At 48.8% G+C, this 23,582-nt stretch carries 22 protein-coding genes, 3 pseudogenes and 1 riboswitch; of the genes and pseudogenes, 22 read left to right on the top strand and 3 right to left on the bottom strand.

Going from position 1 to position 23,582, the window contains the following annotated elements; all coding sequences use genetic code 11:
• Positions 1–79 precede the first annotated feature (79 nt).
• The gene (locus tag DXA97_RS14610) at positions 80–1,111 is read left to right on the top strand and encodes a hypothetical protein (protein WP_118720915.1); all 1,032 of its coding nucleotides are present in this window, start codon (positions 80–82) and stop codon (positions 1,109–1,111) included.
• Positions 1,112–1,275: 164 nt separating this feature from the next.
• Positions 1,276–1,395, top strand: a riboswitch (SAM riboswitch).
• 92 nt (positions 1,396–1,487) lie between these two features.
• On the top strand, positions 1,488–2,675 hold the full coding sequence (gene metK, locus DXA97_RS14615; RefSeq protein WP_118720916.1) for a methionine adenosyltransferase: 1,188 nt from the start codon (positions 1,488–1,490) through the stop codon (positions 2,673–2,675).
• Between the two features lie 105 nt (positions 2,676–2,780).
• Here metK and DXA97_RS14620 read toward each other — a convergent pair whose 3' ends face one another.
• Entirely contained in the window at positions 2,781–3,128 is a 348-nt protein-coding gene (locus DXA97_RS14620) for a NusG domain II-containing protein (protein ID WP_118720917.1), read from the bottom strand.
• 79 nt (positions 3,129–3,207) lie between these two features.
• Here DXA97_RS14620 and DXA97_RS14625 point away from each other — a divergent pair, with 79 nt between their 5' ends.
• From DXA97_RS14625 to DXA97_RS22340, 5 genes and pseudogenes are all read left to right on the top strand, one after another.
• A complete protein-coding gene (locus DXA97_RS14625) occupies positions 3,208–3,753 on the top strand; it encodes a Gx transporter family protein (protein WP_118720918.1) in 546 nt (181 codons plus the stop codon).
• A 255-nt stretch (positions 3,754–4,008) separates the two neighbouring features.
• Positions 4,009–5,516 (top strand): annotated as a pseudogene (gene galT, locus DXA97_RS14630) (UDP-glucose--hexose-1-phosphate uridylyltransferase).
• A 371-nt stretch (positions 5,517–5,887) separates the two neighbouring features.
• Positions 5,888–6,934: an FAD:protein FMN transferase gene (locus tag DXA97_RS14635; protein ID WP_118720919.1), complete on the top strand. Its 1,047-nt coding sequence runs from the start codon at positions 5,888–5,890 to the stop codon at positions 6,932–6,934.
• Positions 6,935–7,045: 111 nt separating this feature from the next.
• Positions 7,046–7,633 carry a DMT family transporter gene (locus DXA97_RS22335; protein ID WP_347561639.1) on the top strand — a complete coding sequence of 196 codons (588 nt, stop codon included), beginning with the start codon at positions 7,046–7,048 and terminating at the stop codon, positions 7,631–7,633.
• Positions 7,630–7,977, top strand: coding sequence for a DMT family transporter (locus tag DXA97_RS22340; RefSeq protein ID WP_347561640.1), 348 nt, complete (start codon positions 7,630–7,632; stop codon positions 7,975–7,977). Before DXA97_RS22335 ends, DXA97_RS22340 begins: the two co-directional genes overlap by 4 nt.
• Here DXA97_RS22340 and DXA97_RS14645 read toward each other — a convergent pair.
• Together DXA97_RS14645 and DXA97_RS14650 are read right to left on the bottom strand one after the other, a co-directional pair.
• Positions 7,964–9,310 carry an MATE family efflux transporter gene (locus tag DXA97_RS14645; RefSeq protein ID WP_118720920.1) on the bottom strand — a complete coding sequence of 449 codons (1,347 nt, stop codon included), beginning with the start codon at positions 9,308–9,310 and terminating at the stop codon, positions 7,964–7,966. The genes DXA97_RS22340 and DXA97_RS14645 overlap by 14 nt on opposite strands.
• A 91-nt stretch (positions 9,311–9,401) precedes the next feature.
• Positions 9,402–10,629 (bottom strand): annotated as a pseudogene (locus tag DXA97_RS14650) (argininosuccinate synthase).
• A gap of 398 nt (positions 10,630–11,027) precedes the next feature.
• Between DXA97_RS14650 and argC the strand changes: the two are divergent.
• From argC to DXA97_RS14720, 15 genes and pseudogenes are all read left to right on the top strand, one after another.
• Positions 11,028–12,068, top strand: a complete 1,041-nt coding sequence (gene argC, locus DXA97_RS14655) for an N-acetyl-gamma-glutamyl-phosphate reductase (protein WP_118720921.1) — start codon at positions 11,028–11,030, stop codon at positions 12,066–12,068.
• 158 nt (positions 12,069–12,226) lie between these two features.
• A complete protein-coding gene (locus DXA97_RS14660; RefSeq protein ID WP_118720922.1) occupies positions 12,227–12,691 on the top strand; it encodes a GNAT family N-acetyltransferase in 465 nt (154 codons plus the stop codon).
• A 13-nt stretch (positions 12,692–12,704) separates the two neighbouring features.
• Positions 12,705–13,931, top strand: coding sequence for a bifunctional glutamate N-acetyltransferase/amino-acid acetyltransferase ArgJ (gene argJ, locus DXA97_RS14665; RefSeq protein ID WP_118720923.1), 1,227 nt, complete (start codon positions 12,705–12,707; stop codon positions 13,929–13,931).
• Between the two features lie 24 nt (positions 13,932–13,955).
• Positions 13,956–14,861 (top strand): acetylglutamate kinase, encoded by a 906-nt coding sequence (gene argB / locus DXA97_RS14670; protein WP_118720924.1) that lies wholly within the window; start codon positions 13,956–13,958, stop codon positions 14,859–14,861.
• A gap of 136 nt (positions 14,862–14,997) precedes the next feature.
• Positions 14,998–16,197: an aspartate aminotransferase family protein gene (locus DXA97_RS14675; RefSeq protein WP_118720925.1), complete on the top strand. Its 1,200-nt coding sequence runs from the start codon at positions 14,998–15,000 to the stop codon at positions 16,195–16,197.
• A gap of 103 nt (positions 16,198–16,300) precedes the next feature.
• Positions 16,301–16,633 carry a hypothetical protein gene (locus tag DXA97_RS14680; RefSeq protein ID WP_147355577.1) on the top strand — a complete coding sequence of 111 codons (333 nt, stop codon included), beginning with the start codon at positions 16,301–16,303 and terminating at the stop codon, positions 16,631–16,633.
• A gap of 113 nt (positions 16,634–16,746) precedes the next feature.
• Positions 16,747–17,733 carry a D-isomer specific 2-hydroxyacid dehydrogenase family protein gene (locus DXA97_RS14685; RefSeq protein ID WP_118720927.1) on the top strand — a complete coding sequence of 329 codons (987 nt, stop codon included), beginning with the start codon at positions 16,747–16,749 and terminating at the stop codon, positions 17,731–17,733.
• A gap of 70 nt (positions 17,734–17,803) precedes the next feature.
• Positions 17,804–18,348, top strand: a pseudogene (locus DXA97_RS14690) (4Fe-4S binding protein); the annotation flags it as partial.
• A gap of 492 nt (positions 18,349–18,840) precedes the next feature.
• The gene (locus tag DXA97_RS14695; protein ID WP_182436921.1) at positions 18,841–19,497 is read left to right on the top strand and encodes a signal peptidase I; all 657 of its coding nucleotides are present in this window, start codon (positions 18,841–18,843) and stop codon (positions 19,495–19,497) included.
• Positions 19,498–19,662: 165 nt separating this feature from the next.
• Positions 19,663–20,058 (top strand): hypothetical protein, encoded by a 396-nt coding sequence (locus DXA97_RS14700; protein WP_118720929.1) that lies wholly within the window; start codon positions 19,663–19,665, stop codon positions 20,056–20,058.
• Entirely contained in the window at positions 20,055–20,330 is a 276-nt protein-coding gene (locus DXA97_RS14705; protein WP_118720930.1) for a hypothetical protein, read from the top strand. The genes DXA97_RS14700 and DXA97_RS14705 overlap by 4 nt, the downstream gene beginning before the upstream one ends.
• A gap of 229 nt (positions 20,331–20,559) precedes the next feature.
• Positions 20,560–22,320, top strand: coding sequence for a hypothetical protein (locus DXA97_RS14710; RefSeq protein WP_118720931.1), 1,761 nt, complete (start codon positions 20,560–20,562; stop codon positions 22,318–22,320).
• A 102-nt stretch (positions 22,321–22,422) separates the two neighbouring features.
• Positions 22,423–23,031 (top strand): signal peptidase I, encoded by a 609-nt coding sequence (locus DXA97_RS14715; RefSeq protein WP_118720932.1) that lies wholly within the window; start codon positions 22,423–22,425, stop codon positions 23,029–23,031.
• 30 nt (positions 23,032–23,061) lie between these two features.
• The gene (locus DXA97_RS19925) at positions 23,062–23,298 is read left to right on the top strand and encodes a hypothetical protein (protein WP_147355578.1); all 237 of its coding nucleotides are present in this window, start codon (positions 23,062–23,064) and stop codon (positions 23,296–23,298) included.
• Positions 23,235–23,570 (top strand): hypothetical protein, encoded by a 336-nt coding sequence (locus DXA97_RS14720; protein ID WP_118720933.1) that lies wholly within the window; start codon positions 23,235–23,237, stop codon positions 23,568–23,570. The genes DXA97_RS19925 and DXA97_RS14720 overlap by 64 nt, the downstream gene beginning before the upstream one ends.
• Positions 23,571–23,582: the final 12 nt, after the last annotated feature.

A 23,582-nucleotide genomic window follows, 5' to 3' on the forward strand; every position in this document is an offset into this window, starting at 1 on the left:
GGTATCCTATAAGTAATCAAAAAGCAAACCAAGGGTATACGGATCAAAAAATCAAGAGTGTGTAAAAGGAGGAAGCATTATGAAGTTATGGAAAAAGGGACTTGCCGGTTTTATCGGCGCGGCATTGTTAAGTGCTCTTGCAGTGGGTTCTGCATTTGCAGCAGAGAGCCGCACCAAGATCACCAGTGTCAGCATTACCATCGATTCCGATATTACCGTGGGAGACAGCGGCGGAAGTGTAACAGCCAGTGCAAATGGCAGTAATTACGACGTTACCGACGTAGACATTGTAAACGATGATGGAGAGTGGGTAGACGGCGATGTGCCGAGAGTGGAGATCACACTGGAGGCAGATAGTGACTACTACTTCAACTCCATGACTAAGGCAAAGGTTACCTTAAAAGGTTCCAAGGCAACTTACGTTTCTTCCAGAAGACAAGATTCCAGCTCCACACTGATCATTACCGTAAAGCTGGATAGTTTGGAAGGTACCATGGAAATCGACGATGTAACCTGGCAGAACGACAATTCCCCAATTGCAACCTGGGAGACTACTTCAGGCGCAGTAAGCTATCAAGTGCGTCTGTACCGTGGCAGCAGCTCTGTAGGAAGTGCAGTGACCACAAGCAACGAATATTACAACTTCGCTTCCAGCATTACCAGAGAGGGTGAATATTACTTTAAGGTACGTGCGACCAACAGCAACAACAAAAAAGGTGACTGGTACGAGTCTGATTACATCTATGTAGACGACGAGATGCTGGCAAACATCAAAGCCGGTAATTACAATAACGTAACCAACTCTTCCAGCTCAGGAAGCACTGCCAATTCCCCGGCCAGCAGCCAGCAGGCATCCTGGATCAAGGACAGCGTAGGCTGGTGGTACCGCTTCGCAAATGGCACCTACCCGACTAATGGCTGGCTCCAGATCAATAACCAGTGGTATTGCTTCGACAGCGTAGGCTATATGCGTACCGGCTGGATCCAGGCAGGAGACGGCAAGTATTATTACTGCGACCTGACCAACGGCAACATGCTGACCAACACCTGGACCCCGGATAACTACTATGTAGACGCATCTGGTGCATGGGTACAGGGTAAAATCCGCTAAAGAATCAATAAAGATCATTGGGGACCGCGTCATTGCGCGGTCCCTTTTTTCTCATTTATACAAATATCACGAGAAACCCCTTGACAAGCCTATAGGGTATCTGCTAAGATATGACACGCAGCTATGCTCATGGCTGTGTAACTGACAACTGAAAAGTGCGTAATCCCTTATTCAGAGTGATGGAGATACAAAGGATCTGTGAAGTCACGGCAACCCCTCACGAAATGCCACAGGCAGGAGCGTGCGGAAGGTGCCAACCTGAGCGAGAAATCGAGCAATAAGAGGATTTGATCAATCAGAAATCAAGTCCGCGGCGTTGCTACGGACTTTTCTTTTTGTTTTATTTCAATATTATATTATTCTAAGGAGGATTTTCATGGAAAAGTTACTGTTTACTTCCGAGTCCGTTACTGAGGGACATCCGGACAAAATGTGCGATGCAATCTCCGATGCGATCCTGGATGCGCTGATGGAAAAAGACCCGATGAGCCGTGTAGCGTGCGAGACCTGCACCACCACCGGTCTGGTTATGGTTATGGGCGAGATCACCACCAATGCTTATGTGGACATTCAGAAGATCGTGCGCGAGACCGTCCGTGAGATCGGCTATGACCGTGCAAAATATGGCTTTGACTGCGATACCTGCGGTGTGATCGTGGCACTGGATGAGCAGTCCAAGGATATCGCGCTTGGCGTAGATACCGCACTGGAGAAAAAAGAGAACACCATGGATGATGATGCACTGGATGCCATCGGTGCAGGTGACCAGGGTATGATGTTTGGTTTTGCAACCAACGAAACTGAGGAGTACATGCCGTATCCGATCGCACTGGCTCACAAGCTGGCCCACCAGCTGACCAAGGTCCGCAAGGACGGAACCCTCCGTTACCTTCGTCCGGATGGAAAAACCCAGGTTACCGTAGAGTACGATGAGAACGGTAAGCCGAAGCGTCTGGATGCAGTCGTTCTTTCTACCCAGCACGACGAGGAAGTAACACAGGAGCAGATCCATGCAGATATCAAGAAGTATGTATTCGATGAGATTCTTCCGGCAGAGATGGTAGATGCAGAAACCAAATTCTTCATCAACCCGACCGGCCGTTTCGTAATCGGTGGACCGCACGGAGACAGCGGACTGACCGGACGTAAGATCATCGTAGACACCTACGGTGGATACGCTCGTCACGGCGGCGGCGCATTCTCCGGTAAGGACTGCACCAAGGTAGACCGTTCCGCAGCATATGCAGCACGTTACGTTGCAAAGAATATCGTAGCAGCAGGACTGGCTGACAAGTGTGAGATCCAGCTCTCCTATGCGATCGGTGTAGCACATCCGACCTCTATCATGGTAGACACCTTCGGAACCGGAAAGCTTTCTAACGAGAAGCTGGTTGAGATGATCCGTGAGAACTTCGACTTAAGACCGGCTGGCATCATCAAGATGCTTGACCTGCGCCGACCGATCTACAAGCAGACCGCAGCATACGGTCACTTTGGCCGCACCGATGTAGATCTTCCGTGGGAGAAGCTCGACAAGGTTGAGGCACTGAAGGCATATCTCTAAATAACAATTTAGCACAGTAAGTATCAAATGGGCGAAAGTTTCCACAGCCGCATGCATGGCGGCTGCGGGAACTTTCGCCCCTCGTTCGTTATCGTGCGATATTCTTTACTCCGGCGCCACAACCTTTGCGATCACGCGGTTTGGCAGGCAGACGATCAATTCTCCGTTCTGTGATACACGTCCCTGGTGGACACAGACTTTATCCGGGCAGGAGGCTTCGCTGAAGTAAGCAGTTCCGTTTTCGATGATCAAATGATTTGTGCCGCCATTTACTCCGTCTATCATGGTGTCGGTATCTTTGGTCAGATCAAACGTTTGTGTGACGTTTCCGTCTACCGTAATCTGCAGCTGTGCGGCTGGCTTTTGATGCAGGGTATGGTTGATGAAAAAGCCTGCAGCGGCAACCACAAGAATGAAAAGGACCAGAATCAGTTCCCGTTTCTTTTTTGTCATGGAAACACCTCTTTCTGAAAAGTACAGATAATGATATAATGGTGTCGCAACTATAGCACAGATATAAGGAGAAGTCAATTTGGAAAACAGTAAGAAGGAAGGGCGTGCCAAGGGGCACAATCCTGCAGAAAAAGTGGCTTTATACGGCATCCTGATCGCCCTGGCTTTTATATTCAGTTACGTGGAAGCCCTGATACCGCTTCCGGTGCCGGTTCCGGGCATGAAGCTGGGACTGGCCAATCTGGTTAATGTCGTAGGGATTTATACGGTGGGAGCGGCAGGAACAATTGCAGTAGGACTGATCCGTATTGTTATGGTCGGATTTACGTTCAGTAATCCAGGAAGTATGCTGTATGCGCTGTCTGGCGGAGTTTTAAGCCTTGCAGCCATGGCACTGGCAAAGAAGATGGACTGGTTCGATAAAACCGGAGTCAGCATCCTGGGCGGTGTGTGTCACAACATTGGCCAGCTTTCCATGGCGGCATGGATCACCGGGACAGCTAGTGTGTTTTCGTATCTGCCGGTTCTTTTAGTGGCTGGCGTGATCACTGGAGCAGTCATTGGTCTTTTGGGAGGTCTGGTGACGGAGCGGATCGCACCGGTGGTTTCTGGAATGAAGAGGTAAAAAATGGTAACTCCTGTTGTGTGCTGTAAGGCAGAGTGGACGAAAAAATCATACAGCAGAGAAATTCGTAGACATGCTAAAGATTATTCTATAGAATTCCGCAGAAAAAATGATTATACTGAGTCTATAAGCTGTCTGGAGCAACTGGAACAAAAGGACCGTTGCAAGGCAGGAAACAAGAGGTTTATAGTAAGTGTGTGGCAGTGCTGAGGGGCAACAAAGAACTGTCATGCGTGAAAATGGGGAGGCAATCGTATGGTTTACACTGCAATCAAAAAACTGGTGCAATATGGTCTGGATACTGGGCTGATCACAGAGACAGACCGCATTTACGCAACAAACCAGCTGTTAGAGGCATTGAAGCTTGAGGAATATGAGGAGCCGGAGGAAACTTTTGGTGAGATTAATCTGGAGGAAACATTAAAAGAACTTCTGGATTATGCCTGTGAACAGGGCATCATCGAAAACAGCATTGCTTACCGCGACCTGTTTGATGCAAAGCTGATGAATTGCCTGATGCCGCGCCCGTCGGAGGTGGAGCGTGTGTTCTGGACCCGTTACCAGGAGGGCGGTCCGGAAGCAGCTACGGATTATTTCTACAAGCTGAGCCAGGATTCGGATTATATCCGCCGTTACCGTGTATGCAAGGACCAGAAGTGGGTGACCAGTACACCATACGGCGATCTGGACATTACCATCAACCTGTCCAAGCCGGAGAAGGATCCGAAGGCCATTGCGGCTGCAAAACTGGCAAAACAGAGTGGTTACCCGAAGTGCCTGCTCTGCATGGAAAATGAGGGATATGCCGGACGTTTAAACCATCCGGCAAGAAATAACCACCGCATTATCCGCATTACGGTGAATGAGAGCCGCTGGGGCTTCCAGTATTCCCCGTATGTATATTATAATGAGCACTGCATTGTCTTCAATGGTCAGCATACCCCGATGAAGATCGACCGCTCTGCGTTCGTGAAGCTGTTCGATTTTGTAAAGCAGTTTCCGCACTATTTCCTGGGATCCAATGCTGATCTGCCAATCGTAGGCGGTTCGATCTTAAGCCACGATCATTTCCAGGGCGGTCATTATACATTTGCCATGCGAAGGCCGGACTGGAGCAGGAATTTACGATTTCTGGTTTTGAAGATGTCCAGGCAGGCATTGTGCACTGGCCAATGTCGGTACTGCGTCTGCGTGGAGAAAAGCCGGAGCGCCTGATCGACCTGGGCGAGAAGGTGTTAACGGCATGGCGCAGCTACACCGATGAAGACGCATTTATTTATGCGGAAACGGATGGAGAGCCTCATAACACCATTACGCCGATCGCGCGCAAAAATGGGGCTTATTATGAATTGGATCTGGTGCTGCGCAACAACATCACAACAGAGGAGTTCCCGCTGGGCGTTTACCATCCGCACCAGGAGCTGCACCACATCAAGAAAGAGAATATCGGTTTGATCGAGGTGATGGGTCTTGCTGTCCTTCCGTCCCGCTTAAAGGACGAGCTGGCAAAGCTGGCTGATGCGATCGTAGAAGGCAAAGACATCCACTCCGATGAAGTGCTTGAAAAGCATGCGGACTGGGTAGACGAATTCCGCCCGAATTATGCTTCGATCACCCGCGAAAATGTAGATGGAATCCTGCGGGAAGAGGTCGGAAAGGTATTTGCACGCGTTCTGGAGGATGCAGGAGTGTACAAGTGTACGCCGGAAGGCAGAGAGGCTTTCGGACGGTTCCTGGCATCGGTGGGATTTGAAAAAAAGTAAAAAATAAAATTGCAATGATTCTTGAAATGAACCCAATTCATTGTGCTCAGAAAAAGGAACACAGGAATTTAGATCATCCTGTGTGAGAAAAGAAACAGATAAATAAATGGACGAAAAAAGAATGCTGGCTTTCCAACATTCTTTTTTTGTGCTATGATGAATTGGTCTGTGCGCTGGTCTGGAAATGAATTTCTGTGCAAATGCGGGCAAAGCAATGCAGAAATTGCGATGTCATGAAATGCAGAAAAACGCGAAAATGCAGTCTGTGCAGGTCTGGATAGCAGACGGATACGAAACAAGAAAAGAATAAGAAAAAGAAATGTTGCAGTTGTATCATATTTATGTGACTGTAGCAAAGAATCGGGTGAAACATGAAGAGAACAAGTTGCGTTCTTCTGGCGGCAGCCTCCGCTCTGTTACTGGCGGGCTGCTCCGAAAACGGGCAGAAGCTGACGGCTTACGATGCGCAGTATCTGGATTATTTTGATACGATCACAAGCATCACGATCTGCGCGGCGAGTGAAGAACAATTTCAGGAATATAAGAGTCTGGCAGAGGAAACGCTGGAAAAATATCATGAACTGTTTGATATTTATGACAATTACGATGGCGTGAATAACATCAAGACCATCAATGATAATGCGGGAATCGCCCCGGTAACGGTAGATCCGGAGATTCTGGATCTGCTGGAGTTTTCCCGGCAGGAATACGAGGAGACCGGCGGAAAGGTGAATGTGGCGATGGGAAGCGTGCTTTCTATCTGGCACGAATACCGGGAGGAAGGCATGGCAGATCCGGACAGTGCACGGGTGCCAGATCTTGTGGAGTTGGAAAAAGCAGCACAGCATACGGATTTCGAACAGATCCAGATTGACAGGGGAGCATTGACCGTGTATCTTCCAGACGAAGAAATGAGTCTGGACGTGGGAGCCATTGCCAAGGGCTATGCAACCAAACGTCTGGCAGAAACATTGAAAGAAGCCGGTGTCACTTCCGCACTTCTGAGCCTTGGCGGCAACGTGGAAACCATCGGTCTGAAGGCAGATGGCAAGCCGTGGCGGGTCGGCGTCCAGAACCCGGATACCAGCGCGGCAAAATCGTATCTGCATGTGTTAAAGCTTGCAGACACCTGCCTCGTTACCAGCGGAACCTACCAGCGTTACTATGAGGTAGATGGCGTTCGGTATCATCACATCATTGATCCGGATAGCCTGATGCCGGAAAATATCTATGACTCTGTTACCATCTTATGCAGCGATAGCGCAAAGGCAGATGCGCTTTCTACAGCGGTCTTCAATATGAAGCCGGAAGAGGGTATGAAATTTGTGGAATCTTTGGACGGAGTCGAAGCCTTGTGGGTATATCCTGATGGCAAAGAAACGCAGAGCAGCGGATTTGCGGCATATGTGGACCAGTAATTGTGACATAAGAAAATGCATACGATCCATGTAGGAACTGTGTGGGAGATGGTTTTGGGAAAGCAAGCCGCTGGAAATGAGAAAAAGGGAAATCGGAGGATACAAAAAGATATGGAACCATCAACACATAAATCGGGAAAAACCGCGAGAAACAGCTTTATGCTGCTTCTTGCAGCCCTGGTCTGGGGTGTGGCATTTGTGGCGCAGAGTGAAGGACTCAATTATGTAAAAACCTTTACCTTCAATACCTGCAGATTTTTGCTTGGCGGGGCAGTCCTGATCCCGTGCATCTTATTTTTGCACGGAAGAAAAGACAGCATGTGGCAGACACTGACAGCAGAAGAAAAAAAGAAGCAGACCCGCATGGGAATCATCGGCGGCATCTGCTGTGGCACGATCCTGTGCCTGGCAAGCTGCCTTCAGCAGTTTGGCATTGGCCAGACAACGGTGGGAAAAGCCGGGTTTATCACGACACTGTATATCATCATTGTGCCATTTATGGGCCTTTTCTTAAAGCGAAAAATCGGGCTGAATATTTGGATCAGCGCAGTGATCGCGGCAGTCGGCATGTACTTTTTATGCATCACCGAATCCTTCTCCATTGGAGCAGGAGACCGGTTGGTGTTACTTTGTTCCGTTGTTTTTTCTGTCCATATCCTGGTGATCGATTATTTTTCTCCGAGGCAGATGGCGTCGTGATCTCCTGCGTCCAGTTCTTTACGGCAGGAGTGATCGCGAGTGTGCCGATGCTCCTGTTTGACCATCCGACCTGGAGCGCGATCGTGGCAGCAGCAGCCCCAATCCTTTATGCGGGCGTTATGTCCTGTGGTGTAGGTTACACGCTTCAGGTCGTAGCCCAGAATGGCGTAGACCCGACGGTCGCATCCCTGCTCTTAAGTCTGGAATCCGTATTTTCCGTGCTGGCCGGTTGGATCATTCTGGGCCAGAAACTTTCCGGAAGAGAACTCTTCGGATGTGTCTTGGTGTTCGCAGCGGTATTGCTGGTGCAGATACCGACCGAGAAGTTGTTTAAAGTGAAGTAACAATATTGTTCGATATTTTCTTCAGGCAGTAAAAGCACGTCGGCGCAATATAGCAGCACGCCGCGATCCAGGCGGTCTGGTCTGCAAAGCAGATGGCGGTATAACCAAAAGTGCCGACAAAAACCATGCACACGATGGTGCGGGCAATCATCTCGGTGACACCGGAGAAGAAAGCTCTTCCGGAATGTCCCAGTCCCTGCGTGACCATACGGGTGACATTTAAGATGCCGAGACTCCAGTAGAAATAGCCCATGCAGCGCAGATACTGTGCGGATGCATCGAGGACACCGGCGGCGTCTTTGCTCACAAAGATCATGGAGAGCGGACGGCCTGCAAAAATCAGGATGATACCGGCAAAAATTCCGTATCCAACTCCGACTGCAATGCCTTCCCAAAGTCCCTTGCGGATGCGGTCAAATTTTCCGGCACCATAGTTCTGGCTGCAGAAGACGGAAACCGAGGTGGCAATGGCATCAAACGGGCACATAGTAAACTGCTTGAGCTTTGCGCCGGCAGTGAATGCGGCAACGTAATCGCCGCCAAGTCCGTTGTTGGCTGACTGCATGACCATGCTGCCAATGGCGGTAATGGAATACTGCAGTCCGGTTGGGAGTCCCATGGAGAGCAATTCTGCGACAGCGTCTTTGCTGACCACGCGGTTTTCTTTGGAGAGCCATAAAACTTCCATTTTCCGCACAATGACGATCAGGCAGAGAATTCCGCTGACTGCCTGGGAAGCAATCGTGGCAAAGGCCGCGCCTGCACATCCCCATCCTGCAACGATGATAAAAAACAGATCCAGAAAAATATTCAGCACAGCGGAGAATGCAAGAAACAGAAATGGTGTCCGGCTGTCTCCGACGGCCCGCAGGATGCTGGAAAGGTAGTTGTAAAGCAGCGTAAAGGGCAGGCCCAGGAAAATGATCATCAGGTAGGAGTAAGCGTTGTCGTAAATGTCGCTTTTAACAGAAAGTACCTGAAGAATCCGCGGACAAAGCAGGGCGCAGAGTGCGGTGATGATACATGCAATGGCTGCAGTCACAATGGCACCATTGAAAATGATTTTTTTCATGTGCGCAAGATCACCCGCACCAAAATATTTTGCTACGGGAATTCCAAAACCGGTACAGCTTCCCATACAAAAGCCGAGGACCATGAACTGGACACTGGTGCTGGCCCCGACGCTGGCCAGTGCCTGTGCACCAAGATTCTGGCCGACAATGGCGGCATCAATGATATTGTAGGTCTGCTGCAGGAGGTTGCCGACCAGAAGCGGAAAAGCAAACTGCAGCATCACCCGTAAGGGGTTGCCTTTAGTCATAGAACTGGACATAGTAGAATCTTCCTTTTTTTATATTTATGGTTGCAGAACCCGAAAAAGCCGCTTTAGCGGCTTTTTTCGGGTTCTATATCATAGTTACGTCTTATTTTGTCTCGTTTTTCTTCAGTTCAGCCATCTTCATTGCGCGAACCTTAAGCGGCAGTCCGAACAGGGTGATGAAGCCGTCTGCGTCGTGGTGGTCGTAAAGGTCACCGGTGGTGAAGGATGCCAGGGACTCGCTGTATAAGGAGTAGGGGGAAGTGGTACCAGCCTTGATGATGTTGCCCTTGTACAGTTTGAATTTGACTTCACCGGTTACATATTCCTGGGTGGAGGTTACGAATGCCTGGATGGCCTCGCGCAACGGAGTGAACCATTTGCCCTCGTAAACAACCTGAGCCAGCTTATCGCCCATCTCTTTCTTAACTTCCATGGTAGCGCGGTCAAGAACCAGCTCCTCTAACTGCTTGTGAGCTTCCATGAGGATGGTTCCGCCAGGAGTCTCATAAACACCGCGGGATTTCATGCCGACTACACGGTTCTCTACGATATCGACGATACCGATGCCGTGCTTGCCGCCCAGCTCGTTTAACTTGCGGATGATATCAGCAACCTTCATCTTCTCGCCGTTTACGCTGGTCGGAACACCTTTCTCGAGGTCATGGTAACATACTCGCCCTGGTCCGGTGCTTTCTCCGGGCTTACGCCGAGTACCAGAAGGTGATCGTAGTTCGGCTCATTTGCCGGATCCTCTAACTCTAGGCCCTCATGGCTGATGTGCCATAAGTTACGGTCACGGCTGTAGCTGCTGTCTGCTGCGAACGGAAGGTCGATGCCGTGCTGCTTGCAGTACTCGATCTCGTCTTCACGGGACTGCATGGTCCATACATCGGTCATACGCCATGGAGCGATGATCTTGATGTCCGGAGCCAGTGCCTTGATGCCAAGCTCGAAACGGATCTGGTCATTGCCTTTGCCGGTTGCACCGTGCAGATAGCAACAGCGCCTTCTTTTCTTGCAATCTCAACGAGGCGTTTTGCGATAGCCGGACGGGCCATGGAAGTACCTAACAGGTATTTGTTCTCATAGGTAGCGTTTGCCTGTACGCATGGAACGATGTAGTTCTCAGCAAAATCATCTACCAGATCTTCGATGTATAATTTGGAAGCGCCGGAAAGCTTTGCTCTTTCCTGAAGACCCTCTAACTCACTGCCCTGACCACAGTCGATGCAGCAGCATACAACATCATAATCGAAATGCTCCTTTAACCACGGAATGATTGCGGTGGTATCCAGACCGCCGGAATATGCAAGAACAACTTTCTCTTTCATCTCAAAATCCTCCTTGAGTAGTCTATAAAAATGTATGTTTTGAATTTCCCTTGTCATGTAAGACTTCATAAATATACAACAGTTTTTCGGATTATGCAAGACTAAATTGCATATTTTTCAAAAAAAGATTGCATATTATGCAAAACAGATGTATAATTATGAAATCTCGCAGGAACTGGTGCATCGTATTTGCAGTTACTTCAGTCCAGAAAATTCTTGTTCATGTACAGGAACACATTTTGTACATAATGAGAATATTTGGAAAAAGGTCTTTTCTTGTGATGAAAAAATACTTATAATGAAAATCAAAAATCTTAGGAATATTTATGATTGTGAGGATATTTGACAGTTATAAGCATCCAAAAGTGTATATTTATGAACAATAGGGAGGAATGGCTATGATTAAGGCTGGAATTATCGGAGCAACCGGCTACGCAGGAGCGGAGCTGGCCCGTTTATTACTTCAGAGAGATGATGTGGAACTGGTATGGTACGGTTCCAGAAGCTATGTCGGGGAAGATTTTGCTTCTATATATAGAAACGTTGCACACGCAGTAAGCGAGCCTTGCAAAGACGATGACATGGCAAAGCTTGCAGAGATGGCAGATGTAATCTTTACCGCAACCCCGCAGGGTTTCTGTGCATCCCAGGTGACCGAGGATATCTTATCCAAGACCAAGATCATCGATCTGAGCGCAGACTTCCGTATTAAAGATGTAGACGTTTACGAGAAATGGTACAAGATTAAACATGCAACCCCGCAGTTTATCGGGGAAGCCGTATACGGTCTTCCGGAGATCAATCGCGAGAAGATCAAACACGCAAGACTGATCGCGAACCCGGGCTGCTATCCGACCTGTTCCTTCTTAAGCACCTATCCGCTGGTAAAAGAAGGCATCATCGACCCGAACACCATCATCATCGATGCGAAGTCCGGTACCTCCGGCGCAGGCAGAAGCGCAAAGGTTTCCAGTCTGTTCTGCGAGGTCAATGAAAGCATGAAGGCATATGGCGTTGCAGGACACCGTCACACCCCGGAAATCGAGGAGCAGTTATCCTATGCGGCAGGAAAGCCGGTAACCATCAGCTTCACCCCGCATTTGGTTCCGATGAACCGCGGCATTCTGGTAACCGCGTATGCATCCCTTACCAGGGAAGTAACGACAGAAGAGGTAAAGGCAATCTACGATAAATATTACCAGAATGAATATTTCGTCCGCGTCCTGGAGCCTGGTATGGCACCGGAGACCCGCTGGGTAGAGGGCAGCAACTTTGCAGACGTGTCCTTCAAGCTGGATCCGAGAACCAATCGTGTGGTTATGATGGGCGCGATCGACAATATGGTAAAAGGAGCAGCCGGACAGGCCATGCAGAACATGAACCTGTTATTCGGACTGCCGGAAAATACCGGACTGAAGCAGATCCCGGTATTCCCGTAAACTAGTAAGATGAATTGTTGTTTTTGTTTGTTTTTCCCGCCAAATGGAATGTGGAAATGGGAACAGCAGACGGAAACAGTCGAAAAAACAACCGGAAAAAGCAATCGGAAAGAAAGCAAACAAAAGGAAACAGGTAGTACCGGGAAAGGAAGCATCACATGGCAGGAACCATGAGCATTTTGATCCGGGAGATGACCCCGGAAGATTATGATAAAGTTTATGAACTCTGGATGAGCATTCAGGGCTTCGGAATCCGTTCCATCGACGATTCCAGGGAAGGTGTGACGCGGTTTTTGAAGCGCAATCCAACCACCAGCGTGGTGGCAGAGCAGAACGGCCGCATTGTAGGTGCCATCCTCTGCGGACACGACGGACGGACCGGCTTTTTCTACCATGTGTGTGTGGCATCGGATTACCGCAAGCATGGAGTCGGGCACCGCATGGTGCATTTCGCCATGAAAGCCCTTCAGTCAGAAGGCATCAACAAGGTAAGCCTGATCGCCTTTAAATCCAACGAGGTCGGCAATGAGTTCTGGCACAACGTGGGCTGGGTAGAGCGTAGCGACGTGAACTACTACGATTTCGTTCTGAATGAAGAGAATATTACGAAATTTATACAATAGTGAGGAAGATAAGATGTATACAGTAATCGAAGGCGGCGTAACCGCTGCAACCGGATTTGCCACTGCATCCACTGCAGCAGGCATCAAATACAAAAACAGAAAAGATATGGCGCTGATCTACAGCGAGAAGCCGTGTAAGGCAGCAGGAACCTTTACCACCAATATCGTAAAGGCAGCTCCGGTCAAATGGGACCAGAAAATCGTAAAAGAGTCTGAGTACGCACAGGCCGTTGTCATCAACGCTGGTATCGCAAACGCTTGTACTGGCGCAGAGGGCATGGGCTACTGTGCAGAGACTGCCGCAGCAGCTTCCGCAGCACTGAATGTTCCGGAGAGCGCTGTTTTAGTGGCATCCACCGGTGTCATCGGCATGCAGCTGCCAATGGATAAATTAAAAGCAGGAATCACCGCCATGGCTCCGGAGCTTTCCGGCACCATCGAGAGCGGTACTGAAGCAGCCAAGTCCATCATGACAACTGATACGAAGAAAAAGGAAGTCGCTGTTCAGGTTGGGATCGGCGGAAAGACCGTTACCATTGGCGGTATGTGCAAGGGCTCCGGCATGATCCACCCGAATATGTGCACCATGCTTTCCTTCGTTACCACCGACCTTGCTATTTCCAAAAAACTGTTGCAGGAAGCACTCAGCGCTGATGTCAAAGACACCTACAACATGATCTCCGTAGACGGCGATACCTCCACCAACGATACCTGTCTGCTTCTGGCAAACGGTATGGCTGGCAATGCAGAGATCACCGAGAAGAACGCAGATTACGAGGAGTTCTGCAAGGCACTCAATTACGTCAATGAGACCCTGGCAAAGAAGATGGCAGGCGACGGTGAGGGCTGTACCGCACTGTTTGAGGTAAAGGTCATCGGTGCAGAGAGCAAGGAACAGGCAGTGACCCTTTCCAAGTCCATCATCACTTCCAGCCTGACCAAAGCAGCAATCTTCGGACATGACGCAAACTGGGGACGTATCCTCTGTGCCATGGGTTATTCCGGCGCACAGTTCGACCCGGAGAAGGTGGACCTGTTCTTTGAAAGTGCAGCAGGCAGCATGCAGATTATCAAAGACGGCGTGGCACTGGACTACAGCGAGGAAGAAGCAACCAAGATCCTGTCCGAGCCGGAGGTAACCGCGATCGCTGATGTGAAGATGGGCGATGCAAGTGCAATTGCATGGGGCTGCGACCTGACCTTCGATTATGTCAAGATCAATGCGGATTACCGTTCTTAAAAATATTTTAGGGGAGATAATATTATGAAAAGTTCTGAGATCACCGAGTTACAGAAAGCAGAGGTCCTCATTGAGGCCCTTCCATATATCCAGCGGTTCAACCGCAAGATCATCGTTGTCAAATACGGCGGCAGCGCTATGGTAGACGAGCAGTTAAAGCACCAGGTTATCCAGGATGTGGTACTGTTAAAGCTGGTAGGCTTTAAGCCGATCATCGTACATGGCGGCGGTAAGGAAATCAGCCGCTGGGTCAACAAGGTTGGCATGGAGCCGCATTTTGTAAACGGTCTGCGCGTCACCGATGAGCCGACCATGGAAATCGCGGAGATGGTGTTAAACAAGGTCAACAAGAGCCTGGTCCAGCTGGTCAACGAGTTGGGCGTGAAGGCAGTCGGCATCAGCGGAAAAGACGGTATGCTGCTGCGCTGCGAGAAGAAGCTTTCCAAGGGCGAGGATATCGGCTTTGTAGGCGAGATCACCAAGGTAGATCCGCAGATCATCTACGATCTGTTAGAGAAGGATTTCCTCCCGATCATCTGCCCGATCGGTTCTGACGAGCATTATGCAAGCTACAATATCAACGCCGATGACGCAGCCTGCGCCATTGCCCGTGCAGTCAACGCAGAGAAGCTGGCATTTCTGACCGATGTTGAGGGCGTTTACCGCGACTTCGAGGACAAGAGCTCCCTCATCTCCGAGATGACCGTCAGAGAGGCACAGGACTTTGTAGACAGCGGAAGCCTGGGCGGCGGCATGCTTCCGAAGCTGCAGAACTGCATCGATGCAATCGAGAACGGAGTATCCCGCGTCCATATCCTGGATGGCCGGATCGCACACTGCCTGCTTCTGGAAATCTTTACCAACCGTGGTATCGGTACCGCAATTTATAAAGATGGAGATGCGCGGTATTTCCATGAGGAAAACAAGTAGAAAAATGAGTGTTTTTCAGCCGTGTGCAGAAAAATAGAAAGGAGGAAAGAAAAAATTCCCAGAAAGTCGGCCTGAACTGATGAAAAAGTTGCTGGATGCATATGCTTGAACAGCAGAAAAAGAAAGGATACAAAACATGGAAAAGCAGCAATATATTGACCGTGCAGAGCACGTATTATATAAAACCTACAACCGCTTTCCAGTGGTATTTGACCACGGCGAGGGTGTGAAGCTGTATGACACAGACGGACAGGAATATCTGGATTTTGGCGCCGGAATTGCTGTTATGGGTCTGGGCTACAGCTGTGATGAAGTAAAAAATGCAGTAAAGGAGCAGATGGACAAGCTTCCGCACATCTCCAACCTGTTTTACAATGAACCGGCGATCGATGCAGGTGAGAAGCTTCTGGCGGTTTCCGAGATGGACAAGGTGTTCTTCACCAACAGCGGTACCGAGGCCATTGAGGGCGCATTGAAGATCGCAAAGCGTTATGCCTACAACAAGGGCATGGCACCGGATTATGAGATCATTGCCATGAAGCATTCCTTCCACGGAAGAAGCTTAGGCGCACTTTCCTTAACCGGAAATGATCACTACCAGGAGCCGTTTGCTCCTCTGATCCCGAATATCAAATTCGCGCAGTTCAATGATCTGGACAGTGTGAAAGCATTGTTCTCTGATAAGACCTGCGCCGTGATCATGGAGACAATCCAGGGAGAGGGCGGCATCTACCCTGCAACAGAAGAGTTCATCAAAGGTGTGCGCGCACTCTGCGATGAGCACGATGCCCTTCTCGTGTTAGACGAAATCCAGTGCGGCATGGGCAGAAGCGGCGAGATGTTCGCATGGCAGGGCTACGGCGTGAAGCCGGATGTCATGACCAGTGCAAAAGCACTTGGAAACGGTGTTCCGATTGGTGCATTCCTTGCATGCGGCAAGGCAGCAACCGCTATGGTGCCGGGCGACCATGGAACCACCTACGGCGGCAATCCGCTGGTATGTGCAGCAGCCAATGCCGTTCTTGACGTATTCAAAGAGAAGAACATTACCGGTTATGTCAAAGAAGTGGGGGCTTATCTGTGGGAGAAGCTGGAAGAGGTTGCAGCAGCGTATGACTGCGTCATCGCGCACCGCGGCAAAGGCCTGATCCAGGGACTGGAATTCAACACTGCAGTAGGTCCGGTTGTGACCAACGCGCTGTTAGAGCAGCATCTGGTACTCATCAGTGCCGGAGCCAATATCATCCGCTTTGTACCGCCGCTTGTGATCGAGAAGGCAGATGTGGATGCGATGGTTGGAAAGCTGAAGGCTGCGATCGAGGCAGTAGTGAAATAAACAATGCTTTTTGGCAGTAATTTAAAAAAATTATAAGCAAAAGCAACAGGGGCATAAGCATTTATGCATACCACTGTTGCTTTTTTGCATTGGTAAAAACAGAGTGAATTATGATATAGTCAGATTACAGGAGCGCGGTCGGCTGATCGTGGAAGAAAGAGGAGAAACAAGAGATGATGGTCACATTACCAGTGATAGGAGCGATCCTGTGCAAGTGCCGGTCCAGATTTTAGTCGGAGGAGAAGACAGAAAACCAGTCGGCGATGAATTCTGCGGAAGCTGCAGGGTGGAGCGCATGGAATATCTTACGGACAATCTGCAAAAGCACCAGATCGCAGCAGAACTGGAGATCATTCCGGGAATCGGGCACAGCGATGGTGAGAGAGTGCGGACAGATAGATTTTTGGGAAGGCTGGGGAAGTTGATGCAGAAGTAAGTTTCTATGATAGTAGACAGTATTGACAAAGCGATCTGGAGTTGTATATAATTTTTTATAACACTTACACAAATTTTATTTGAGTATGTTCAGAACAAGGAGGGAATACGATTGTGAAGATTGCAGCATTTGAAGTGCGGCCGGATGAAAAGGCATCATTTGCCTACTGGTCCAAAGAGTATCAAGTAGAGCTTTTAGAGTACACCGAAGTGCCGACTCTGGAAAATGCCGGTCTTGTGGCTGGCTGCGAGGGTGTGACAATGCTCGGGCAGGGAACCATCGACCGGGCTTTGCTGAGCAAATACCGTGAACTTGGTGTGAAATGCCTGTCGACCCGTACCATCGGCAGCGACCATATTGATCTGGAGGCAGCAAAAGAACTGGGAATTCTGGTTTGCAATGCCAGCTATGCCCCGGATGCCGTAGCCGATTTTACCATTATGATGATGCTCATGTGCTTAAGACAGTATAAGCAGGCATTCTGGCGCGGCTATGTCAACGACTTTTCCCTGGCAGGACTTCAGGGAAAAAATATGAGAGCCATGACCATAGGCGTTATGGGAACCGGCCGTATCGGCCAGCAGGTGATCCGTGACCTGCAGGGCTTTGGCTGCCGCATCCTGGCTTATGATGTATACCAGAACGCAGAAGTAGCGAAAATGGCAGAATATGTGGATATTGACACCTTCTACCGGGAGTGCGATATCATCACGCTTCACATGCCGCTGCTTCCGTCCACCCACCATATGATCAACCGGGAAAGCATCGCCAAAATGAAAAAAGGCGTGATTCTGGTAAACTGTGCCCGTGGCGGCCTGACAGACACCGAGGCACTCATCGAAGGCATTGAATCCATGCAGATCGGTGCCCTCGGCATGGATACCGCAGAGGGAGAGGAAGGCATCATCCATTGTGATCGCAGAAGCGATATCATCGCAAACCGCAACTGGTTCTATCTGCACCAGTTCCGCAACGTCATCATGACCCAGCACATGGCATTCTACACCGAGCAGTCCGTAGACAGCATGGTGCAGTGCGGTGTAGAGGGACTTGTGAAGATGGCAGAAGAAGGAAGCTATAAGACAATGCTGAATAAATAATAGAAGAGTATATCATAGCTGGTTTCTTCCCGGTAACTATCTCACGAAAAAGTGCTTACTTTACAGAAGCCCGGTCACCTGTGCGATTGACCTGATGGATTACGATGAAACGGGCATCTATTTTCTGACAGCAAAAGGAAAGCGTTTTTACGAACGCCTGAGAAAGCAAATGAAAATGTTGCTTTTACGGCAATGAAGGGAAAAGATACACTATCCTGCGTGGCTGTGTCAGTGCAGGGAAAGGTTGTGGAGCTTGGTCCGGATAAACTGCCTGATTTGTTTGCAAAAAATACTTACATGGAAAAGATTTATCCGGACGAACAGTCGCGCAGTGCCCTGACTGTTTTTCAGATTTATTAGGGAAACGGAGAATGGTTCGATCTGTCAAAGCACCCGATCGAGCGTGCATCGTTTTCCTTTGGCGGTGCAGAGAAAAAAGAAAGTGGATACAGGGTGACAGAGCGCTGCATCGGCTGTAAGCTGTGTTATTCCAAATGCCCGCAGAAATGCATTGACATTTCTGGAAAACCGGTGAAGATCCATCAGGAACATTGCCTGCATTGCGGGAACTGTATGGAGGTATGCCCGGTTGGGGCAGTAGAGAAAATAGGTTGACGGATATAGGAAAGATAGAGAGCCGGGGAATTTCCCCGGCTCTTGCTTTTGGGGGGGACTAAAAAGATAATCACCATGATTAAAAAATGTTTTTCGTAATAATCATAACGGAAATGGTGCCTGCCACAAATCGCAGCCAGAGAATGCAAAAAACTATTAAAAATACGACAGTTTGGCATCATTTGTCTTATTTTGGCAGCTTGTGAGTTGCTGATTGAGAAAATTATATGTATAATTGTAAAAAAATATGCATTTCCACCATTATTTACAGACAAATTATCCAAACGACATGCCTGCGAATATATCACAGGCTATTTTTATACAGTCTGGAAAAAAATAACGCTGTGGCTGGCAGATAAAGCAGAAAAGCTTTTGAACCAATGAAAACCATATAAAGAAAACAACGACATGGGAAGGAGGACCGCCAATGCGCGGAGCGAAACCAGAACCTGACGGAAAAACCAGACTCTGGTCCGCTGGTAAATGACAACTATGAATGATGCAAAAGAAAAAGAAACTTCCGTAATTTCAAAATTTTTCACAGTACTGGGAACTATCCTGTGTGTGATTCTGGCACCGATCCTGATACTCAACTGCACGTTGATCGTAAAAAGTCATCTTAATAAAAATGCAGTACCGGATGTCGGCGGCTACAGTCCCATGGTCGTATTATCCGATTCCATGTTTCCGTACATTGAGGCAGGCGATCTGATCATATGCAAACAGGCAGATCCGGAAAGTGTAAAGGCAGGCGATGTCATTTCCTTCTTTGATCCGGCGAGCAACACAAACAGCGTGGTAACCCACCGGGTCGTAGAAATCCAGACCGCAGAAGACGGCGCATTAACCTGGATCACAAGAGGTGATGCCAACAATGCCGATGACCAGAACCCGGTACCGGCCAGTAATCTGGTTGGCATCTACAAACACAAAATTCCGGGACTCGGCAAATTAGTGATGTATATGACAACGACACAGGGACTGATCACCTGCGTGGTTGTGCCGATCATCTTACTTCTTGGCTTTGACTTCATCCGCCAGGGCATCTACGAACGCCGCAGAAAGAAAGATACCGACGCACTGCTGGCAGAACTGGAAAGCCTGCGGGCAGAGAAAGAAAAAAACAAAGCAGAGGATAAGAAAGAGTAATCAGCATCCATACGATTCTGTTCCGCAGGAGTCACGCCAGCGGATTGAATAAATAAAACAACGTGCAAAAGCCTCCACTGTGAGACATGGCGAAGGAAAGCACAGGCAAAGAAGCCATTCAGAAATCTTGGAGAGGGTTCTGAAAAAGAGAAAGGGGAAATTCGTATGAAGAAACACAACATGATGAGAGTAGCCTCCGCACTGGCAGTGGTAACGCTGTTAAGCACAAGTGTGATCAGTGGAACGCTGGCGAAGTATACGAGTACGGCAAGTGGTACATCAGTAGCAGCTACTGTAGCGAAGTGGTCTTTTAAGGTAGGTGTTGGTGGCACGGATGTAACAGCAACAAATGATATTACAGGAACTAATACTTTCGATTTTGACTTATTCGGTTCAATAAAAGATGCCGGTGGAACGGCTGATGAAACGGATGTAACAGGAAAGCGTGTTATCGCACCTGGAACTTCTGGACAGATTACGTTAGCGTTAAAAAATGATTCTCAAGTAAATACAAAATATAACATCGAGTTTCAGCAGTTAACGATGGCAATATTCCATTGAAGTATGCTATTGCACAGGGAACTAATACAAGCTATTCAGCGTTGGATTGGAAAGACAGTGTACAGGATTTAAATGAACAAAACAAAGCTTTAAATGTAGGTGAAAGCAATACAACGAGCTATACAGTATACTGGAAATGGGATTATGAAGTAGATACTGATGGTAGTACTAAAACAAGAGATGATTCTGATACAATGTTAGGTGTGGGCGCACAAACAGATGCTGCAACCGCAACAATAACCGCTACAGTTACAGCTACTCAGGTTGATTAATTCATATCTGGCTTATAGTTTGTGATTGTACTATAAAAATGTCATAGAATTGATGCCAGCCCCGTCGTGACCGGGGCTTGTATCAAAAAAATCGAAGAAACAATCTTCACTTCTTCCTTTATCGATTTTCCAGAAAGCAATCTGAAAAATCGACAAGCGAAGAAATGATATAGCAGAATGGGTGAGATAGGGATTGACGTAAACTGTACCCAGGAAAGCAGGGAAGCCTATGAAAATACAACCGGATCGCCAAAATCCAAAGAAAATTCAAAAGAATAAAAACCGACGCATCTTGCTGTTGGCCGTTATCTTATTTCTTCTGATCCTCATGTCTTCCTGCGGCCTCATCTACCACCTCGGAAAACAGGCCAGGGAGCAGGCAGAGCCAAACCGGCAGACCATTAAGGTTGAGCCGGAGGAAGAAAATAAAACAATCTTATCGCTTTACGGAGTGGTCCGCTACACAAATGGTACTCCGTGCAGTGATCATACCGTAGAGCTTCACAGTACGCCAAAAACCACGGTGACAGGAAAGGATGGTTCTTTCTTTTTCTACGATGTGGAGCATGGCGAGCATCAGATTGCTGTACTGGATGCTTCCGGGAATGAGAAAGCATCGATGAAGTTCCAGATTGAAGAACACGAAGACCCGTCTCTCCAATATGTAAAAATGACGGAGCTGAATCAGCAGATTCAGTTTGAAATCCCGATCAACACGATCCTGTTGGATGTGAATCTGGAGCTGGACGAGCAGGAGCAGATATTAAAGATGGAGGCGGACCAGACAACCGCAGCTCTGACGCAGGGACGCGTGCTTACTTCATCGGCCAGTGTGCAGGTGAAAGAGGGCGAAGCGGCGGTCTTTGCATCGGGACACTATATGCTGCAGGACGGAACCATCGCTTTGGCGAATGGCGGAATCCTGTTGCCGGAGCAGATTTATCTTCCGCCGGGTGCAAAGCTGGCAAGCCTTCCGTCCCTTCCAGATGGAGTTACACTGGATCCGGATGGAAATGTTGTGCTGGAGGATCAGACAAAGCTTGACCGGAGCAATCAGCAGATTACACTTCCAAACGGCATCGTTCTCCGGCCGGACCAGACAGCGTCGATGGCGGATGATTCCATCTTAAATATCCCGGATTACGGGAATAATGCTTACCTGATCCGGGAAACCGACAGTGACCTGATCGGGAATGGAGATGCGGGAAGTAAGAATATCGGAGTTATGGATGAAACCCGTATGAGAGGTAACAGTGGGATGGAAGCTGCTGCAAACCAAGGGCAGACTGGTGATCCAGAGCGATCCGAAGGTTCCGAAGCAGGTTCCGGGGCTACTGGAAATTCCGGCAGCGCAGGAAATTCCAATGGTTCAGCCAATTCTGGCAGTACAGGAACTTCTGGTGCCTCAGGAAGCTCCGGCGGTTCTGGTAATGCCGATGGGTCAGAAAATTCTGGAGGTTCCGGAAACTCTGGCAATTCCGGCGGTTCGGATGATTCTGGAAACTCTGGAGACTCCGGTGATTCGGGCAATCCAACACCGCCAAAACCAACCGGGGAAACCGGTTCCGTAGAAATCGGTGATGTTAAAACCGGAAAGCTCTGGAAACAGATGGCAACGATCGATCTTTTCACCGATCCGAGCGGCAATCAGGTTTATGAGACCTTATATCCGGGCATTGAGGGGCGGTACGATTTTTACATCCGCAATACCATGAAGACGATTACCTACATGACGATTAGCGTGGAAGAAGAAGCCAACAGCAGAAATGGCGGAACGCTTCCGTTAGAATACAAGATTCTGGATGAAACTGGAAAGGAAATCAGCGGGGAGTGGAAGAATGCGGCGCAGTTAAAAGCATTTTCCGTGACCCTGCAGCCGAACCAGAATGTAACTACAGCATTCGCTGGCGCTGGCATTACGAAAGAAACGACAGTGCCGGAAGCAGCCAGACATCAGATGCATATGACACAAGCCTCGCTACCAGCGTAGAGCGAAGCCATAAGCTGAAACTGGTGATCCATGTAGAGCAATAAGAAAAAACGGCAAAAGATAAACGACAGACAAAAAAACAAAGCAGGAAGGAAATACCATATGACAGAAACAGGGCAGGCAGAAAGCAAAATGGCAAACAGCAAAACAGCACTCAGCCGGAGCATCTGGATCCGCAGACTGGTTCTGGCTTTGCTTGGACTGCTGATGGGTCTGCAGATCTATTTCGTCAATGCCGGAAGAGTCATGGGCGATCCGCTTCCGATGCCGTTCGGCTACGGTGCGGCGGTCGTACTTTCCGGCAGTATGGAGCCAACCTATTCAGCGGGAGACTTGCTGATCGTGAAAAAAATGGACCATTACCAGACTGGCGATATCGTAGTGTATCAGAGCGGACGAAGTCTGGTGGTACACCGCATTATCGACATGAATGGTGAGACGGTAACGACTCAGGGCGATGCAAACAACGCCCCGGACGAGCCCTTTGCAGTCAGCCAGATCAAAGGCATCTCCGTGGGAAGCATCCCATTTGTGGGAACCTGGTTTCGCATTTTAAAAACACCGGCCGGACTGATGGCAGCTTTTCTTTGCACGGTCTTTTTGACCGAGGTATCGTTCCGCAAACAGAGCGATGCCGGTGCGGCAGAACTGGAGAAACTCAAAGAGGAGATCCAGCGGTTAAAGCAGGATGATGGGAACACGAAAGGATAAGGAAGGTAAAAGGCAGATGGGAGGGAGTATATGAAAAAGAATGGGAAAAAACAGGGATGGCCCGGTCATCTGTTTGTGATCCTGGCGTCGATGGTGCTGCTCACCTCCTGGGCTTTATGTGGAACATATGCGAAGTATGTGTCAACGGCGACTGGAAGTTCCATGGCGCGGGTAGCGAAGTTTGAGGTGACAGACCAAGGTGGATGGGAACAGGAAACCGGGATCGCAGCCAGATCGCACCGGGAGAAAAGCTTTATTATAAGGTAGAGGTAATCAATAAAAGTGAAGTAACAATTTCCTGTCAGTTAAGTGGCGAGGGAAAATATAAAACCATACCATTAAAAGTTTCCATGACTGATGAAAATAAAAAAGAATTACCGGATGGAAGTGCCGTGATCGAAGCTGCAACGAATGCAGATTCGCCTCAAAAACATATTTATTACGCGTGCATCAGTTGGGATGAGAATGTGAAAGACGCATCTTATGCGGGAAAAACAGATTTGGTCAGCATTACATTTAAGGCAGTTCAGGCAGATTAGGGGATGAAGATA

The organism is Clostridium sp. OF09-36, assembly GCF_003481985.1.
In the GTDB taxonomy this organism is placed as follows: Bacteria; Bacillota; Clostridia; order Lachnospirales; family Lachnospiraceae; genus Brotaphodocola.

Bases quoted from the DNA above. Each gene is read 5' to 3' on its own strand.
- DXA97_RS14610 (WP_118720915.1), top strand. From the start codon at position 80: ATGAAGTTATGGAAAAAGGGACTTGCCGGTTTTATCGGCGCGGCATTG.
- metK (WP_118720916.1), top strand. From the start codon at position 1,488: ATGGAAAAGTTACTGTTTACTTCCGAGTCCGTTACTGAGGGACATCCG.
- DXA97_RS14620 (WP_118720917.1), bottom strand. From the start codon at position 3,128: ATGACAAAAAAGAAACGGGAACTGATTCTGGTCCTTTTCATTCTTGTG.
- DXA97_RS14635 (WP_118720919.1), top strand. From the start codon at position 5,888: ATGAAGAGAACAAGTTGCGTTCTTCTGGCGGCAGCCTCCGCTCTGTTA.
- DXA97_RS22335 (WP_347561639.1), top strand. From the start codon at position 7,046: ATGGAACCATCAACACATAAATCGGGAAAAACCGCGAGAAACAGCTTT.
- DXA97_RS14645 (WP_118720920.1), bottom strand. From the start codon at position 9,310: ATGTCCAGTTCTATGACTAAAGGCAACCCCTTACGGGTGATGCTGCAG.
- argC (WP_118720921.1), top strand. From the start codon at position 11,028: ATGATTAAGGCTGGAATTATCGGAGCAACCGGCTACGCAGGAGCGGAG.
- DXA97_RS14660 (WP_118720922.1), top strand. From the start codon at position 12,227: ATGGCAGGAACCATGAGCATTTTGATCCGGGAGATGACCCCGGAAGAT.
- argJ (WP_118720923.1), top strand. From the start codon at position 12,705: ATGTATACAGTAATCGAAGGCGGCGTAACCGCTGCAACCGGATTTGCC.
- argB (WP_118720924.1), top strand. From the start codon at position 13,956: ATGAAAAGTTCTGAGATCACCGAGTTACAGAAAGCAGAGGTCCTCATT.
- DXA97_RS14675 (WP_118720925.1), top strand. From the start codon at position 14,998: ATGGAAAAGCAGCAATATATTGACCGTGCAGAGCACGTATTATATAAA.
- DXA97_RS14695 (WP_182436921.1), top strand. From the start codon at position 18,841: ATGAATGATGCAAAAGAAAAAGAAACTTCCGTAATTTCAAAATTTTTC.
- DXA97_RS14700 (WP_118720929.1), top strand. From the start codon at position 19,663: ATGAAGAAACACAACATGATGAGAGTAGCCTCCGCACTGGCAGTGGTA.
- DXA97_RS14710 (WP_118720931.1), top strand. From the start codon at position 20,560: ATGAAAATACAACCGGATCGCCAAAATCCAAAGAAAATTCAAAAGAAT.
- DXA97_RS14715 (WP_118720932.1), top strand. From the start codon at position 22,423: ATGACAGAAACAGGGCAGGCAGAAAGCAAAATGGCAAACAGCAAAACA.
- DXA97_RS19925 (WP_147355578.1), top strand. From the start codon at position 23,062: ATGAAAAAGAATGGGAAAAAACAGGGATGGCCCGGTCATCTGTTTGTG.
- DXA97_RS14720 (WP_118720933.1), top strand. From the start codon at position 23,235: ATGGGAACAGGAAACCGGGATCGCAGCCAGATCGCACCGGGAGAAAAG.